Annotated in this window: 15 protein-coding genes; all 15 read right to left on the bottom strand. The window is 42.5% G+C overall.

The features are described 5' to 3' along the window. Nucleotides 1–23: 23 nt before the first annotated feature. The gene (gene aspS / locus DESMER_RS04560; protein WP_014901894.1) at nucleotides 24–1,814 is read right to left on the bottom strand and encodes an aspartate--tRNA ligase; all 1,791 of its coding nucleotides are present in this window, start codon (nucleotides 1,812–1,814) and stop codon (nucleotides 24–26) included. A 1-nt stretch (nucleotide 1,815) separates the two neighbouring features. Then, complete coding sequence (gene hisS / locus DESMER_RS04555) at nucleotides 1,816–3,087, bottom strand: histidine--tRNA ligase (protein WP_014901893.1); 1,272 nt, start codon at nucleotides 3,085–3,087, stop codon at nucleotides 1,816–1,818. 357 nt (nucleotides 3,088–3,444) lie between these two features. Then, entirely contained in the window at nucleotides 3,445–4,065 is a 621-nt protein-coding gene (locus DESMER_RS04550) for an MBL fold metallo-hydrolase (RefSeq protein WP_014901892.1), read from the bottom strand. 13 nt (nucleotides 4,066–4,078) lie between these two features. Further along, nucleotides 4,079–4,528: a D-aminoacyl-tRNA deacylase gene (gene dtd, locus DESMER_RS04545; RefSeq protein WP_014901891.1), complete on the bottom strand. Its 450-nt coding sequence runs from the start codon at nucleotides 4,526–4,528 to the stop codon at nucleotides 4,079–4,081. A gap of 1 nt (nucleotide 4,529) precedes the next feature. Further along, on the bottom strand, nucleotides 4,530–6,764 hold the full coding sequence (locus tag DESMER_RS04540) for a RelA/SpoT family protein (RefSeq protein WP_014901890.1): 2,235 nt from the start codon (nucleotides 6,762–6,764) through the stop codon (nucleotides 4,530–4,532). Nucleotides 6,765–6,823: 59 nt separating this feature from the next. Then, nucleotides 6,824–7,336 (bottom strand): adenine phosphoribosyltransferase, encoded by a 513-nt coding sequence (locus tag DESMER_RS04535; RefSeq protein WP_014901889.1) that lies wholly within the window; start codon nucleotides 7,334–7,336, stop codon nucleotides 6,824–6,826. A gap of 67 nt (nucleotides 7,337–7,403) precedes the next feature. Beyond that, nucleotides 7,404–9,830: a single-stranded-DNA-specific exonuclease RecJ gene (gene recJ, locus DESMER_RS04530; RefSeq protein ID WP_042333377.1), complete on the bottom strand. Its 2,427-nt coding sequence runs from the start codon at nucleotides 9,828–9,830 to the stop codon at nucleotides 7,404–7,406. A 124-nt stretch (nucleotides 9,831–9,954) separates the two neighbouring features. After that, entirely contained in the window at nucleotides 9,955–10,944 is a 990-nt protein-coding gene (locus DESMER_RS04525) for a cation diffusion facilitator family transporter (protein WP_014901887.1), read from the bottom strand. 229 nt (nucleotides 10,945–11,173) lie between these two features. Continuing rightward, nucleotides 11,174–11,620, bottom strand: coding sequence for a hypothetical protein (locus DESMER_RS04520; RefSeq protein WP_014901886.1), 447 nt, complete (start codon nucleotides 11,618–11,620; stop codon nucleotides 11,174–11,176). An 873-nt stretch (nucleotides 11,621–12,493) separates the two neighbouring features. Continuing rightward, on the bottom strand, nucleotides 12,494–12,634 hold the full coding sequence (locus DESMER_RS23910; protein ID WP_014901883.1) for a hypothetical protein: 141 nt from the start codon (nucleotides 12,632–12,634) through the stop codon (nucleotides 12,494–12,496). A 322-nt stretch (nucleotides 12,635–12,956) separates the two neighbouring features. Next, nucleotides 12,957–13,124 (bottom strand): hypothetical protein, encoded by a 168-nt coding sequence (locus DESMER_RS23905; protein WP_014901881.1) that lies wholly within the window; start codon nucleotides 13,122–13,124, stop codon nucleotides 12,957–12,959. A gap of 48 nt (nucleotides 13,125–13,172) precedes the next feature. After that, nucleotides 13,173–13,304: a hypothetical protein gene (locus tag DESMER_RS24625; protein ID WP_014901880.1), complete on the bottom strand. Its 132-nt coding sequence runs from the start codon at nucleotides 13,302–13,304 to the stop codon at nucleotides 13,173–13,175. A 182-nt stretch (nucleotides 13,305–13,486) separates the two neighbouring features. After that, a complete protein-coding gene (locus DESMER_RS04505) occupies nucleotides 13,487–14,335 on the bottom strand; it encodes a polysaccharide deacetylase family protein (RefSeq protein WP_014901879.1) in 849 nt (282 codons plus the stop codon). A gap of 223 nt (nucleotides 14,336–14,558) precedes the next feature. Beyond that, a complete protein-coding gene (gene secF, locus DESMER_RS04500) occupies nucleotides 14,559–15,518 on the bottom strand; it encodes a protein translocase subunit SecF (protein WP_014901878.1) in 960 nt (319 codons plus the stop codon). After that, complete coding sequence (gene secD / locus DESMER_RS04495; RefSeq protein WP_014901877.1) at nucleotides 15,518–16,753, bottom strand: protein translocase subunit SecD; 1,236 nt, start codon at nucleotides 16,751–16,753, stop codon at nucleotides 15,518–15,520. The genes secF and secD overlap by 1 nt, the downstream gene beginning before the upstream one ends. Between the last annotated feature and the right edge of the window lie 113 nt (nucleotides 16,754–16,866).

Genomic DNA, 16,866 nt, shown 5'->3' with positions numbered 1-16,866 from the left:
TATTTTCCACCATCAATTCCACACTATTTTTTGTCAGCAACAGACTCCTCAATATTCGTTCGTATATGCAATTCTTTAATTTGCTTATCCGCAACTGGCGAAGGAGCATGGGCCATTAAATCAGAGGCACTTTGAGTTTTCGGGAAGGCAATCACGTCTCGAATATTATCTTTTCCAGTTAGGAGCATAATCATTCGATCTAGGCCGAAGGCAATTCCTCCATGAGGAGGGGTGCCATATTCAAATGCTTCCATGAGAAATCCGAATTGAGCCACTGCTTCCTCCTCAGAAAATCCAAGTAACTTAAATAACTGCTCTTGGACTTCACGACGATGAATCCGAATACTTCCGCCTCCCAGCTCAGTTCCATTAAGAACCATATCATAGGCCTTTGCTCGAACCTTTAGAGGCTCGCTCTCAAGCAGCGGTAAGTCTTCATCCATTGGTGCAGTAAATGGATGATGAATCGCAATATGGCGTTTTTGTTCATCATCATATTCTAAGAGTGGGAATTCCGTGACCCACAAGAATTGAAGCACCCCTTCTTCAATTAACCCTAAGCGTTTTGCTAGTTCTAAACGCAAATGTCCTAAAGCATCCGAAACGACGGCATAGGTATCTGCAACAAAGAACAAGATGTCCCCAGTCTCGGCACGGGTAAGATCAATTAGGGCGGCCATCTCTTCCTCAGTAAAGAACTTGGCAATGGGGGACTTAATTCCTTCCTCAGCCATGACGATCCAGGCCAAGCCCTTAGCTCTATAGGTACTCACAAATTTAGCTAAATCATCAATTTCTCGACGAGGCATCCCGGCACACCCTTTTGCACAGATGCATTTGACACTCCCGCCGCCGGCAACAACATTAGCGAATACTTTAAATCCTGATTTTCCAACCAGATCCCCTACGTCAATTAATTCCATCCCAAACCGAGTATCCGGTTTGTCCGACCCGTAACGATCCATAGCCTCTTTATACGTTAAACGAGGGAAAGGAATAGAAACCTCTTTTCCCACAGCCTCAGCAAAAATTTTAACCATTAACTTTTCCATCATAGGAAGGATATCTTCCACTTCAACAAAAGACATTTCCACATCCAGTTGAGTAAACTCAGGTTGCCGATCAGCCCTTAAATCCTCGTCTCGGAAACAACGAGCTATTTGGAAATACTTCTCCATACCACCTACCATAAGGAGTTGCTTGTACAATTGTGGGGACTGTGGTAAAGCATAAAACTCACCCGGGTGTACGCGGCTTGGAACCAGATAATCCCGTGCACCTTCAGGAGTAGATCTGTTGAGCATGGGAGTCTCGATTTCATAAAAATCTTGACTGTCAAAGAAATTACGCATAATTTGAGTAACTCTATGTCTAATTTTAAACACTGACTGCATCTCCGGGCGACGCAAATCTAAATAGCGATATTTTAATCTCACGGTTTCATCAACATCCACTTGATCCACCAGATAGTAGGGTGGAGTTTTAGCTCCGTTGAGAACTTCTAACGAATAAGCAACGATCTCGATTTTTCCGGTGACAAGGTTAGGATTAATCATACCCTCAGGACGAGCAATTACTTGTCCTTGAATAGAGACGACAAACTCTGAACGTAAGCTTTCTGCTACTGTAAATCCAGCACCCATTCTCTCCGGGTCAAAAACCACTTGGACAATACCGGAGCGATCTCTCAAATCAACAAAGATTAAGCCCCCATGGTCACGACGGCGCTGAACCCATCCTAACAAACGAACGGTTTCTCCCACTTTTTCTAATCCTAATTCACCATTTTGTATACGTTCTGAAAATACTGTCATGTCAAACACCTCTCTGATACTTCATAAATATTTCTTCAACTGCATCATTTAACGGAACTTCCATCTGCTCTCCTGATGTTAAGTCTCGTATAACGAGGACATTTCGATCCAGCTCTTCTTCTCCCAGGATAAAGGCCAAGGAGGCTCCCTGGCGATTAGCTGATTTAAGTTGGTTTTTCAAACTACGTCCCAGCAAATCCATTCCAACAGGGATGCCTTTGCTCCGCAGGGCAGTCAGCAGCGCAAACCCCTCAATCTGGGCTTTCTCGCCAAGTGCGATCAGCATAGCAAATTGCTTTGGCTTTTCTTCGGGCAGTTTATTTTGAACCTGAAGGGCCGCTAAAACCCTTTCAATGCCCATGGCAAAGCCAATCCCGGGAGTAGCAGGTCCGCCAATTTCTTCAACCAGCTTATCGTACCTGCCTCCCCCACAAATTGCACTCTGAGCTCCAATTTCTTCGACCATAACTTCAAAGGCAGTTTTTGTGTAATAATCCAAGCCTCTTACCAAACGAGGATTAACTCGATACACAACTCCCGCCCTGCCTAAAATGGCCAGAACCTTCTCAAAGTGAGTACTGCAGTCCTCACAAAGAGTATCCCTGGTTGTCGGTGCACCTACAGTCACCTCTTGGCAGGAAGGGTTCTTACAATCTAAGATACGCAAAGGGTTACGATCAAAACGCTCCTGGCAATCATTACACAAATCTTTCTTGCGAGAGATCAGAAACTCCTGAAGCTGCTCACGATGGCTGGCCCGACAAACCGGACATCCCACAGAATTCACATGAACTTCTAAGCCGCTTAGTCCAAGACGTTTATATAAATTCCAAACTAAACTGATTACTTCTGCATCCACAATCGGTTGGTCAGCACCCAATACCTCTACTCCAAATTGATGGAACTGGCGAAAACGTCCGCTTTGAGGGCGCTCATAGCGAAACATAGGACCAATGTAGTACAATTTTACAGGTTGAGGTTGGCCATAGAGCTTGTCCTCTACATAAGCACGGCAAACTGACGCCGTCAACTCCGGACGCAGGGTCATAGATCGATCCCCTTTGTCCTGGAAGGTATACATCTCTTTCTTTACAATGTCAGTAGTCTGACCAACACCTCTTTGAAAGAGTTCTGTTGCTTCGAACATCGGTGTCCGAATTTCTTCATACCCATATTCGCGGCAAACTGAGCGAATGGTCTCTTCAAGATATTGCCATTGTTCAATTATTCCCGGCAATAAATCTTGAGTCCCTTTAGGACGCTGAATTGCCATATCATATTCCCCCTTAAACTAATAGTATAAAAAGCCCTCGTTCCTTGCTTTGCGCAAGGGACGAGAGCTTCTCGTGGTGCCACCCTAATTGACGGAATTACTCCGCCCACTTTACAGTCGTTAACGAGACTATCCGGTTGTAAAAAGGCCCCCTTATTGGCTGTCCTACCGTGCGTCTTTCAGGCTGGTTCCAGTCATGCAAGCCCTCCCTGGAGAAAGGTTAACGCGGAATTTTCCAATAGGTTTTGTGTTTTGAGCCTTCTACATTGATATTTTAAGCGATTGTGGTAACAGACGTTTACCATTGATCGATATATTTTATCAAATACAATTGGGGTTGTCAATAAAGCATGAGGGTTACACTAAGAACGGGTTATCCCGCTTTTCTTCCTCGATACTGGTTTCCTCTCCATGGCCGGGGAAAACTCGAGTATTTTCAGGAAGCAGCAAAAGCTTATTCTTGACCCCACTTAAAAGCTGATCCATTGACCCTCCCGGAAAATCAGTTCTGCCAATCGAACCGGCAAACAGGGTGTCCCCGCTAATCAACCCGTCAGAACACAGAAAACAAACACTACCCGGAGAATGACCTGGTGTGGCTATAACTTTTAGTTGTTCTTTGCCAATCATAAGTTCTTGCCCGTCACTAAGCAAGAGATCTGCCTTCTTAAGGGTCAGCCCAGGTCCAAAATAACTGGACAGATTCTTTTTCCCATCAGTTAGCATTCCCGCGTCGCCCTCGTGAATTCCGACTTTTACATTGCCCAATAACTCTCGAAGTTCATCCACTGCACCAATGTGATCAATATGTCCATGAGTCAGCAGGATATATTCAACTTTGAGACCCTTCTCCAATATCCAGCGATAAATCCGTTTCCCGTCAGCACCCGGGTCGATAACCACAGCATTCTTACTTTCTGCACAAGAGAATAAATAACAATTTGCCCCCATGGCACCCATAGCTCGCCCTTCAAGCATTCAATAAACCTCCTTAGAAATTCTTTTTACTATCTAAGAGTATCGTCACAGGTCCATTATTAACCAGTTCAACGTCCATCTCTGCTTGGAAGACCCCAGTCTCAACCTTTAGGCCGTAACTTCGAGCTCTCTCTACCCCTTGATTGAACAAAGCCTTAGCCTGATCCGGCGGCGCAGCCGTCGAAAAGCTGGGGCGTTTCCCCTTACGGCAATCACCATAAAGAGTAAATTGGGATACCATAAGAATTTCTCCCCCCACGTCTTGAACAGAGCGATTCATTTTGGCCTCTTGGTCTTCGAAAATTCGTAGCCCTACCAGTTTGTCAATCATCCAGTTTAAATCGTCCGTTCCGTCATCCTGACCGACTGCCAGGAGCACCAAAAGACCCTCAGCAATATTGCCCACCCTTTCACCGTTCACGGTTACAGAAGCTCTTTTTACACGCTGAATGACACTGCGCATTTTAGGTTCCTCCCGAATGGATTCGCTTGACCTCAGTGATGTCTTTCACCTTACGTATTTTTTGCATAACCATTTTAAGGTGCTCTAGATTCCTAATCTCAATTCGCAGCTGGATATGGGCTACATCCCCTTTACCAACTCGAGCATTGATCCCAAGAATATGTGTGCGGGTATCTAAAACTGTATTCATGACCTCCGTGACCAAACGCGGCTTATCCATACCATAGATTTGGATATCGACAGGGTAAGTGGAGTCTGCTTGTTCTGCCCACATAACCTCAACGATCCGATCACTTTCTTCATCAGAGTGACTAAGGACATTGCTGCAATCCTCACGATGAATAGAAACTCCTCGCCCACGGGTAATGTAACCCATGATCAAATCACCAGGCAGAGGATTACAACACTGGGCAAAACGTATCAGTACATTATCGACACCTTTAACCCTAACCCCATGGGATGCTTTCCCGTAAGAAATCTGAGCCGGTGCTTTACCTTCCCCCTGTTGAAGGGCGGCTAGCTGCATTTTCTCTCGTTCTTCTTTGGTAAGATCCTCACGCAAGCGCATTAAAACTTTATTGGTGGTCAGTACGCCATCTCCTATGGAAGCGTATAGATCATCCAATCCAACAAAGTTGTAATTCCTCCCAATAACCATAAGACTTTCCGGCTTGAGGACAGCTGCGGGATCAAGGCCTAACTTACGCACCTCACGCTCCAAGTTTTCACGCCCGCGTATGATATTATCTTCACGCTGTTCTTTCTTAAACCATTGACGAATTCGATTTTTAGCTTGTGAGGTTTTTACAAAAGACAGCCAATCTCGGCTGGGGCCGCTCCCTTGTTTTGAGGTAAGAATTTCTAAAATATCTCCGTTATTTAATTTTGTCTCAAGCGGAACAATTCGGCCATTGATCTTGGCACCTACACAGCGGTGACCTACGTCCGTATGAACTCGATAAGCAAAGTCTACGGGACAGGAGTCTGCAGGCAATTCAACCACATCACCCTTAGGCGTAAACACAAAAACCGTATCGGCAAACAAGTCAATTTTTAAGGACTCCATAAATTCCCCGGCGTCCCGAGAATCATGCTGCCATTCCAACAGTTGACGCAACCAGGAGAGTTTTTGCTCGAAATTTACACTCGTTGTTTTGTTACCACAGTCTTTGCCACTCGATCCCTTGGTAGCGCACTCTTTGTTACTTCCTTCCTTGTACTTCCAATGGGCGGCAATTCCATATTCTGAAGTTCGGTGCATTTCGCAGGTTCGGATTTGTATTTCAAAAGGTTCTCCGTGCAGTCCAATTAGGGTAGTATGCAGGGATTGATACATATTCGGCTTAGGCATGGCAATATAATCTTTAAATCGACCGGGTATCGGCTTCCACATAGTATGGATAATCCCTAAGGCACCATAGCAATCGTTGACAGAGTCTACAATAACTCTAATTGCCATTAAGTCGTAGATTTCACTTAGATCTTTGTTTTGGGTGGTCATTTTACGATAGATGCTGTAAAAATGTTTTGGACGCCCGGCAATATCAGCAAAAATCTCCACTTCATCCAGACGTTCCCGCATTTGCACAATTACTTCATTGATATAGGCTTCACGCTCTCGCCGTTTGAGGGCTATTCCTTCAACAAGGTCATAGTATTCCTGAGGCTTTAGATATCGGAAGGAAAGATCCTCCAACTCCCATTTAATTCGAAAAATACCTAAACGGTTAGCTAAAGGGGCAAATATCTCTAGAGTTTCCTGAGCAATTTCTTTTTGTTTTTGCTCTGAGTGATATTTTAAAGTGCGCATGTTATGCAGGCGATCGGCTAGTTTAATAAGAATGACTCGAATGTCTTTAGCCATTGCTAAAAACATTTTTCGTAAATTTTCCACTTGTTGTTCGACCTTACTCTTATACTCGATTCGACCGAGTTTCGTGACACCGTCAACAAGCAAAGCAATCTCTGATCCAAATTCCTTTTCTATATCAGCAATAGTAAATTCCGTATCCTCCACTACATCATGAAGCAAGGAGGCTGCAATTGTGGCCTCATCCATTTCAAGTTCAACCAAGATCTGAGCAACTTCTAAGGGATGTAAGATATAATCTTCCCCTGAGTTGCGAAGTTGGTTCCTATGTGCTACTTCAGCAAAGTGATAGGCCTTATCCACTATTGCTAACCGTGATTGCGGAAACTTCTTTTTCATTTTTACTAATAATTCTGGGAAGGACATAGGTGAACTCCTCTCATCCTTGCAATAACACTTGATCTACCACTCAGAAAGCTGCAAATCTAATACTCTACCAGTGAAAAAACCGGATAATCGATCAGCTTCTCACGGCCATTTAAGAATGCCAATTCAATTAAAAAACCCATGCCAACCACGTCTGCCCCAATCTTTCGGATCAAATTTGCTGTTGCCAACATTGTTCCACCAGTTGCTAACAGATCATCAACCATAACTACTCGTTCTCCAGGCTTTATAGCATCTGCATGTACTTCTAATGTATCAAATCCATATTCTAAAGCATATGTCTCTGAAATTGTTTTTGAAGGCAATTTGCCGGGTTTGCGAACAGGAACAAACCCTACTCCCAAGGCATAGGCCACCGGGGCACCAAATAAGAATCCTCGGGCTTCAGGCCCCACAATGACATCAGGTTTCCAAGGTTTTATCTTTTCTACAAAAGCATCGATAGCTTGGTGATATACTTCCCCCTCTTTAAGCAGAGTAGTAATGTCCTTATAGGAAATTCCCTCCTTGGGAAAATCAGATATGACGCGAATATGATCTCTAAAATCCATGTCTTTAAGCCGCCTTTCTTTAAGCATACTTCAAATTGAGTTCAGCAACCTTATAATGGAGTAATTCTTACAGAACTTTAAGCACTGTATTTAATAATTCTTTGTGAAACTTTAATGCCTCATCAAACCGTTCTTTGGTTAGGCGATAGCGCGAAGAAGAGTCCAGCTCTAATTTGTTTTTCGCGGGAATCCATTTTAGAAAGAACTCGTCTGATCCGCCTAGGCATTGGATAAATCCCAACTCTTCAAATATCTTCAAGGCAGCTTTTTGAGCTTGGGATACTTTTTGATTCCCACCCCAAATAAAGGGGTTAGCCGTTTTCGATTTGGTCTGGAGTTCCCGATATAATTGAACGAGCTCATCCCGAGATATAAAACAACAACGCTGACGAACTCTTTCCTCAAGAGGGCTTTCAAATCCTGCTAGTGCAATACGAAATATACCTAATTCCCGAAACTTTTCGACACCCTCCTTGAAATCCTCACCTGTTAGCGGCAGGCCGAGTATCATGCCAAGGTTTTGCTTAACTATTACTTGTTCATTGCCATCTAGATGCTTGTCATGGATGAGACTTTTAGGTGAATTATCGCTATTAGGCAAATCATTCCCAAGTCGAAGAGTCGGCATACTCCCCCTATTGTCCCAAACCCATAAACCTTCATTTTTTTGTAATGGCCATTCAGACCTCGGCATATATCTCCAATCTAACCATTCTATTTCCGGCTCCTCAAGTGTAGCAGCTATTTCCTGATATGTATCAGCTTTAGTATCTTTGATAAAAGGATCTGTCCAATCTGCCTCAGGCTGGACATCCTTAATCATTAATTGAACATCCTCCCGCCCCCGAAAAGTATTCCAATCGAGAGCAAAAGCGGCATCCAAGGTTTGTTTTTCCTGAAGATCTTGTAAACGTTCTCCTATTCTGAAAGCAATCCCTTCTTGTTCTCCTTTAGATCCAAAGCGAAATTTAATATGACTTTGTTCTTTCCCAACAGCGCCCAAGGAATGCACAGGAATTTCCTTACAAGCTAGAATTGGGCCGGGATTTCCAAGTCCAAAGGGTGCCATTTGCTCAAGTTGACGAAGTAATTCTGGAGAGACCATATTCAGAGTAACTAAGGAATCAACTCGTAAGACTTCTTGAAACAGAGCTTCATCGAAGGCTAATGCTTGCGTATTAAGGCCCTCTCTGAGTTTTTCAATATCCTTTGTAAGGAGAGAAAAGCCAGCAGCTTGTCTATGTCCGCCAAACTTTGTTAGAAGATGGGCCTGTTGACTTAATTGTTCCAAAACCGGATATCCCAGAATTCCACGGGCAGATCCCTTAGCCTCATCCCCATCTTCCGAGATCATAAAAACCGGTCGATAATACCGTTCTACCAAGCGGGAGGCCACAATCCCCACAACCCCATGATGCCAATTTTCTGCTGAAAGAACGATAACTCTGGGCAGCGGTTTACCCTCTAACAAGGAAACGGCCTCTGCAAGGATCTCCTTTTCTGTTTCCTGCCGCATTTGGTTTTCTTTGGTTAACTGCCGGGCAAGTTCACTAGCTCGTTCGGGATCCTCGGATAAGAGCAGCTCCAACCCCGCTCGGGCGCTATCCATCCGCCCAGCAGCGTTGATTCTGGGAGCAACCATAAAGCCGATTTGTCCAGCTTTAAGTGGTTTATCCTTTAAACCACACTCCTCGAGAAGAGCAGCTAGGCCAGGGTGATTGGTTTCTTCCATTTGGCGTAAACCATAATGAACAAAGATCCGGTTTTCCCCAACTACCGGGACAAGATCTGCAATAGTCCCTAAAGCAACTAAATCTAAAAGATACATTTCCGTTTGAATGCCTACTTCAAGGTTTCCCAGAGATTGTAACAAGGCCTGAGCCAATTTAAACGCTACCCCAACTCCGGCTAAATCACGAAATGGGTAACCTGAATTTTCAAGCTTAGGATTGATAATAGCAAAGGCCTCCGGCAACACTTGACCGGGTTCATGGTGGTCAGTAATGATGATATCAATATTACTGGTTTTTGCTTGGATAACTTCGGCGACTGCTGTAATTCCACAGTCAACCGTAATTATAACACTCACTCCCGCCTTAGCAGCACGCTCAACGGCCTCAGCATGGAGACCATAACCTTCATCTTGGCGGTGAGGGATATAGGCCACCGCTTGAAAACCCAGATCTATAAGTACTTTATATAATAAAGTGGTACTTGTCACTCCATCAACATCATAATCTCCGTAAATGAGTATCTTTTCCTGACGCTTTAGGGCTAAAGTTAATCTCTCTATGGTTTTCCTCATATCACAAAAACAGAAAGGGGAATTTAGATTTAAGAGGGTCGGATGCAAAAATTCAATAGCCTCTTCCGGCTTTTCATACCCTCTTTGAACCAGTATCTCTGAGACAATCGGCGAAACCCCTAATAAATTTCCCAGTATTTCCGACCTACGTCCGGAAGATTTCGGTGCCGACCATATGCGTTTCACAATATCTCCTCCAGACTTTCATTATAGAACAGCGCAAAAATTGCAGCAACCATTATCAATGGACGACCAGCCCACCGATGATTGTTCAAAGTGATGGCCGAACCAACTCTACACAATTATGCCTCACTTATCTCTCTTTATCTCGAACTTCTGACCTCAGATTACTCCTTCGGGGTCTGTAACCGCAGCGCTGACAGGTAGAAGTCACCCCATTCTCAACAGGGCATTCTTCCTCTCTGGTGCTACATGGTTCCGCATGAATCAAGACATAAGTTATCGATAATTTCTCATTAATCTCTTGTTCAATCCTATCACAGAGTTCATGAACGTCAACCACAGGGGTAAATTTGGCAACAACTAAATGCAAATCAACATGCCGTTCTGCTCCGGCTTTACGGGTCCGTAGTTTATGAAATTCAACAAATTCTTTCTCATATAGTTGGAGCACTTCAGCAATAATCCTTCGCTCTTCGTCAGGCAAGCTAACATCAACTAGCGGTGCAAAGGCCTTTTTGGAAAGGTCAATCGCTGCTCGTATAATCATAAAGGCAACTCCAAGTGCAATAATGGGGTCAATTATAATCCACCCAGTAAATTTTATAATTAGTAATCCTAATAAGACCCCTAGAGACGTATAGACATCTGTCCGTAAATGTAAGGCATCTGCTTCAAGAGCTACTGAATCGGTCTTTATCGCAACTCTCATCAGACATGTAGATACAATGAAATTCATAACCGCCGAGACGGCCATGATTAGCAGACCTAATCCCAGCCCTAAATCCGAAACATGGCCTCCACTGCCGCTAAGGATTTCTCTGATTTTCTGAATCGCTTCAACGATTATCATTAGTGCTGCCACAAATATTAGCGCAGCTTCAATCGTACCCGAAACATTTTCGATTTTTCCATGTCCATAAGCATGGCATGAATCTGCAGGCTTCCCGGATTCCTTTACGGCAAAAAGAGCAATAATGGCCGCTATTAAATCAATACCCGAATGAATTCCTTCTGACAAGATACTAACGGAGCCACTAAGAAAGCCGATTATAACCTTAGATAAAGTCAATGTTATATTTGAAACGACGGATAATGTGGCGACCTTTGTCTTCTCATTCATGACAAACTCTCCTCATCAATTCTTTCAGTAAACGAGATGCTAAAGAATCAAACTACATAAAAATAGGACCCCTTATAATAAGGTAGTCCCGCAGATTACTCCGCTGCCCCAAAGCTGAAGCCCAGCTATATGCCTGACATAATAAGTTATGTATAAGATAACAAAAAAAATACATAATAGCAAGGCTTTGTTTAGTCTCCCTATTCTATCAAAATAATGTATATTTCCTCTAAGGAGTGAGAATGTTTCCGTAAATAATCCCACATATTCCTAACATTATTCTTAAAATTGTCGGAGCAAAGCTCCATAATACCTGACTCTTCTTACTTTTAGGAATAAGCCCGGTGCCGAAAACTAAAGCCCATAGCAGTATAGCAATAATAGGTGTTGCAAAGGCACCAAACATAACTAAGCTTGTTAGCCCTCCTACAAGCCCTCCTACAATTTGAGTTTTATTTGCTCTCTTTCCAACCGTAAACAGAAGTAAAATTCCCAGAAGCCCACCGACTATTAGTGGAATTTCCCAATACCAAAACTGTGGTACATCATAAGAAAGAAGGTTTATTCCGCTTAAAGCCACTATTGCAGCAAAGGTTCCCCAGATTCCTCCAAAGAAAATCATTCCTGCACAGATAAGAAGTATCCCCTCTAATAGAACTAGTTGTATAAATCCCAAGAGCTCTTTCCCCCCACTGTTTGTTCGTATTAGTATATCCCATCAATTACCAACCTAATCTTAATCCAAATTAATACTAAGATATATTATTCAAAAAATTACCCATATATTGGTAACGGAGATATTCCTATCTACATAATCTGTATCAAGGTAGATCTAATTCAAACCTAAACGAGAGAATTATTTCGATATTTAAAGGAGGTTTTTGCTATGTGGTGGGGACGTTGGGGTTTCCCTTGGTTTGGCTTCGGCCCCTGGTTTGGCTTCGGTCCTTGGTGGGGATTTCGTCGTTGGTGGTGGTAGGCAGTAAAACTTAGGGTAAATCCTCTTATATTGTTCAAACTTTAATCTTATAAATTAACACTAATAAATTTTATCTAGACTTACTATGTTGACTTTTTAGAAATTCTGAGATAATGGCGCTGCAGCAATATGCCGGTGCCATTATCTATTTTCGTGCTGACTACACATAATGAACCAACAATAACACTACTCCACTTCCCCTGCTGTAACCTAGTATGGCGTGAAGAGACTGCGCTATGGATTTCAAAACAAAAAAAGACCCCTCATCAACAGGGGTCATAAAGACACGCAATATTTACTTAGAAAATAACTCCCAAAGCGATCAGAATCAAAACGGCAATAGCTATAATTCCAGCACCAGCATATCCACCTGCGCCAGCGCAAGCACCATATCCGTACATGAACTTCACCTCCAAATGTCAACTTAAATGCTAAACGATATTAGAATACAATTCCCATTGCGATAAGCAAAAGAATGATTACAACAACGATTGCAATTCCTGCACCTAATCCAGTGCCAACTCCGGCTGCTCCAAACATATTATTGACCTCCTTTAATTACAATTTTGTCTAGAATATTACTCCTAAGGCAATTAAGATTAAAATTGCGATAGCGATAATACCTGCTCCAATTCCACTACCAACTGGGGCAGCGGTTGGACAACAAACGCCCGCTCCATAACCTGCAGCTCCAACACCATATCCGTACATAATATCTCCTCCTCAATATATTAAACTACTAAAATTGACTTAGAATACGATTCCCATTGCAATAAGCAAAAGAATAATAACGACTACTATTGCAATCCCTGCACCTAATCCGCCTGCACCTGCTCCAAACATACTTATGACCTCCCTTATCCAGTTTCAAAACTCCCACTCAATTAGTGGGCATCCATGTTCTGCTTCGATGAGTGTAGAGCCCTTCATCGCCTAAATTATCCTTTAGTATTTTGTGGTTGGCGAAGCCCACTATCAGGCTTTCACTATTGTGGGCTTCGCCACCGAAGTTTAGAGTCTTTTGCCTGGACTATTAAAAGATAACGCCTAAAGCAATTAAGATTAGAATAGCGATTGCGATAATTCCTACTCCAATTCCAGCGCCAACTGGGGCGACTGGGGCAACTGGGGTAACTGGGCAGCATGGCCCGCCATATCCTGCACCTGCACCTGCTCCTGCGCCGAATCCAAATCCGTACATTGTATTTCCTCCTTATAGTTCATTTTTTAGAAGTTAAAAGATCTTTATTTAGAAAACTATACCCATTGCAATTAACAAGAGGATAATTACTACAACTACAGCAATTCCCGGTAAGAAATTAGGTCCACTGCCACATCCAAGACCTTCTACACCTTCAACTGCTCCAACACCATATGCCATATTAGCTACCTCCTTATTCCAATATATTCTATTTTCTTGGGCTCACAGTAAGATATGTAAAAAACAGATATTGTGTTAATATTTTCCATATAAAATCAAAAAAATAACCCTCTCCAAATAAATGGGAGCGTTACCTCTAATCTATGCTTGATTTCATCAAAAGCTGGGTCCATTAAGCACACTTAGTAGTTTGAATCCTGAAGTCGTCGAGAAAACTCGTTTAGTCCCATATTAGCAAAGCAATAAACACGTTTCTGGTGCCATTTATCGAGACTGAGGTCAACCCACCCCCGTTTTGTAGTGAAGGCCATCACATAACCTGAATCCTTAACCGCCTGCGCCACATCCTCATTGACATCTCCGTATGGGTAGGCAAAAAATTTTATCGGCTGACCAAGACCCTTTTCGAGAGTTTCCTTGGAACTTAAAAGTTCATTAAATAAAGCTTTTCTATCACATTGAGATAAGTAGGGATGACTTACAGTATGTCCAGCAACTTCCCATTCATTTGCCACTAATTCTCTAAGCTGTGTCCAGGATAAAAAACCATCTCCATCAATATAACTTGACACCATAAACACTGTAGCTGTAAACCCATACTTTTCCACAATAGGAAACGCATTTGTATAATTATCTTCATAACCATCATCAAAGGTAATCACAAAGGGTTTAGGAGGGAGAATTTCATTGTTATAAAAGGCATTATATAATTCATTCAGACTAACACTCTCATAGCCTTTATCTCGCATGTAGGACATCTGTGCTTCAAACTGTTCGGGAGGCATTCTTACTTCATTACCTTCCTCCAACATAATTGAATGATAATAAAGAACCGGTATTTGTTGAACTTCCCGAAGATCTTGTACTTTGGCGGTAATATTAGATGACTCAATCTTAGCCAAACTAGATTCATCGAAGGATAGTGTAGACTGAGAAGTGACATTTGAAGCTTTCTCATCACTACAACCACTAATGCCAAGTCCAATCAGAAAAAAGACCACCAATAATAGCTTTTTCACAATTTTGTTCACAGCGCTAGCTCCCTTTGCTTGAGATATTTAAACAAAATTACTTGTCGCAATTATTCTAACATATATTCTTAATTTCATCAGTCTTATATCCTTTACTAAAACTTTATTTCTATATAAACTTCCATGAACCTGCCTGTTCAGAGGGTGGGATGAAAATGTAGTTCATTTTCTTAAGAAAAAGAGATCCCAAAGCTTAGCTTGAGATCTCTTTAAATACGAACAACTATTTTGTAGTGGCTTGAGCCACCTTACCACCTGAGCGAGGCTTTTTCTTCATGTGTCTTTTTATCTCGACAAGTATTTGACTAGCAATGAAAATTGAGGAGTAGGCTCCACAAAACACCCCTATCAACATAGCTAAAGAAAACATTCTTGTCGATTCTCCACCTAGGATAAATACCGCAAACAGAGAAATTAATACAGTTATGACAGTATTAACTGACCGACGCATAGTCTGCCAAACAGATTTGTCCACCATATCCTCATAACTGTCTCCCCGCCTCATCTTGGGTTCATTCTCCCGAATCCTGTCAAAAATAATCACTGTATCATTAATGGAGTAACCAACAATAGTCAAGATTGCAGCCACAAAGGTTGCATCAATTTCCCAGCGAAACAGCGAGAAAACCCCGACAACCACAAAAACATCGTGTAACAAAGCTAATATCGCAGAGATAGCAAAGACAAACTGGAATCTAATAGTAATATAGAGGATCATCATTCCCATGGCAATAATCAAGGCATATATAGCATTTCTGGTCAATTCTTGTCCCATAGCAGGGCCTACTTTATCCTCTTTTATGGACGCTTTGTCAAAAGCCCCAACCTTAGTCTCTAAGGCGTTCAGCAATTCACTTCGTTTATCTTCTTCGAGGGCTTCAGTTCTGATTAAGGCAGTTGTTTCACCATTGGACAACTGTACAGGCCCTTCCAACCCAACAGATTTCATGGTATCTGATATCGCGCTTTGCGTCACCGCCTTATTAAAGGTTATATCAAGCATCGTTCCACCAGTATAATCTATCCCCAAATTCAGCCCTTGGAGGAACAAGGAAATAATCCCCGGGATAATAATTAAAAGAGAGATTGCGAACCACCAAAACCGTCTTCTTACAATATTAAAATAAAGTGGATGTAACTTCTGAACCTCTTCATAGGTTGCTGAATGTCCAGTCTTCGTCATTACACATCCCCCCTAACACCAAACCAGAATGTTTTCATTTTAGGGCTAATTCCCACTACCCAGCGTAATACCTGCCTAGTAAAGGTAATCGCAGTAAATAAACTAACAAGAATCCCGATACCCAGGGTTAATGCGAATCCTTTAACAGAACCGCTCCCGAGGAGATAAAGAGTAAACGCTGCGATAAGAGTCGTGACGTGGGCATCAATAACAGTTATAAAAGCTCGGCTAAACCCAGACTCCACACCGGCTCGAATCGATTTCCCTGCCCGGATTTCTTCTTTTACCCGCTCATATATAATGATATTAAAGTCTACAGCCATTCCAATAGAGAGAATGAAACCAGCAATACCCGGAAGAGTCAATACCACCTTGAACCCCCAAAAGGCCCATAAGACAATAAGACCGTATACTATTAGCGAAAAATCAGCTACAACACCAGGCAAGCGATAGTAAATCAACATAAAGAGAAATATAAAAATCAAACTGTAAATACCTGCATGAATGCTTTTGTTTAACGAGTCTACACCTAAAGATGCTCCCACTTGGCGTTTCTCAGCAATACTTAAGCTCACAGGCAACGATCCTGAACGCATGAGAACTGCATCAGCAGCTGCCTCATCTAAAGTAGCATAGCCGGTAATTTCTGCTTGACCGTTAAGAATCGGTGTGTTAACGGTTGGATTGGTCAAGAGTTCCTCATCAAGATATACACCTAGTCTCTGCCCCACTAACTGGGTTGTTATATCACCAAACTTTTTCGCCCCTTCAGAGGAAAAGGTTAAATTTACCACATACCCTTGTCCGCCTTGACCTTGTCCGCCCTTGGCATCTTTTAAATCGTCTCCTTGCAAGAGAACCTTTCCTTGAGCATCTCTGAAGGTTAATTTAGCGGTAGTTTTAAGGATATTAACTGCCTTATCCGGATCTGTAACACCTGCTAAATCAACAACAATCCTTTTCTTACCATAGTCTGCCTGAACGATGGGTTCGGAAACTCCCATATCGTTAACCCTGTTCTCAATAATCGCTTTCGCTTTGTCAATATCGTCATTCGTAATTTGATTGCCTTCTTTATCCTGCTCTGCCTGAAGTACTAGATGTACCCCGCCGCGTAGATCAAGTCCCAACGGGATTCCATTTACGGGATCCACAAGGGGCTTAATCGATAAACCTGTAGCTACCGCTACAAGAAGCACCAGCACTATCAGTTTGATGATGTTTCCCCGTCTCATCTGCCTTCCTCCCTTTTATTGTTATGGGACTTGCCCATGCCAAACTCCATTATAGAACCTTCAAGTTTGCAATGTCAATCTTCGATAACCAGTAATCTGAGAAAATTAGGGAA

It is taken from the genome of Desulfosporosinus meridiei DSM 13257 (assembly GCF_000231385.2).
In the GTDB taxonomy this organism is placed as follows: Bacteria; Bacillota; Desulfitobacteriia; order Desulfitobacteriales; family Desulfitobacteriaceae; genus Desulfosporosinus; species Desulfosporosinus meridiei.
Note: the sequence above shows the minus strand (reverse complement) of the source record. Positions and strands in the feature narration are given on the sequence as shown.